Raw genomic sequence first — 689 nt, forward strand, 5'->3', positions numbered from 1 at the left:
TATCGAACAGATTCGAGCCCTAATGGCACAGCACGAGTTGACTGCCGACGACATCGCTCCAAAGCGTCGCCGTGGCCGTCCCGCAGCAGACGCGGTAGCTAAGGCGCCGGCAAAACCCAAGACAGCCCTGCCGCCAAAGTATCAAGACCCCAAGACGGGGGCAACTTGGACTGGCCGTGGCCGTGCACCGGCTTGGCTCGGTAAGAATCGCGACAAGTTCTTGATTCAGGAAGCGTGATCGCAGGGCGGCCCAACGACCGTCGTTTTGCCGCGGTTATCGGTAGATAGCCGCGCCGCTTGAGCCCCGAGCTTCGGTTGGGGGCAAGCGGCGCAGCTTTCCCTCTTGAAGGCTGAAGCTACGTCCTCCAATTAGACCTGCGTACCCAATTCTCGACCAAGGCCGGCGCCCGGCATGAGCAGGTGATGTTTAATGGGGCCGCTTCCGCGAGCACGAGCGTGTGCTAGATCGGCCCGGAAACGTACACTTAGCTTCCGCGAATGCGGCCATCAAGGCTGTGCGGCAGACGCAGTCCCTGGGAAGTTTTTAGTTTCATGACCATGAAACTACGCTGTTTGCCATCTTGCGATCAACAGCCTCGAAGAGGGGCATCGATACCAAGGAGTCCGGGGAGCCAATTATCCTGAGCGGGAGCATAAATGCGGCGTCAAGATGGCGCCGTCTCCTAATG

At 59.4% G+C, this 689-nt stretch carries 1 protein-coding gene; it reads left to right on the forward strand.

Annotated features, from left to right (window positions below; translation table 11 throughout):
- Nucleotides 1-238: H-NS histone family protein (locus ACYP5B_RS43595; RefSeq protein WP_459573770.1), on the forward strand; the 238-nt coding region annotated here is incomplete at its 5' end.
- Nucleotides 239-689 lie beyond the last annotated feature (451 nt).

This window comes from Cupriavidus sp. 8B (assembly GCF_054589115.1).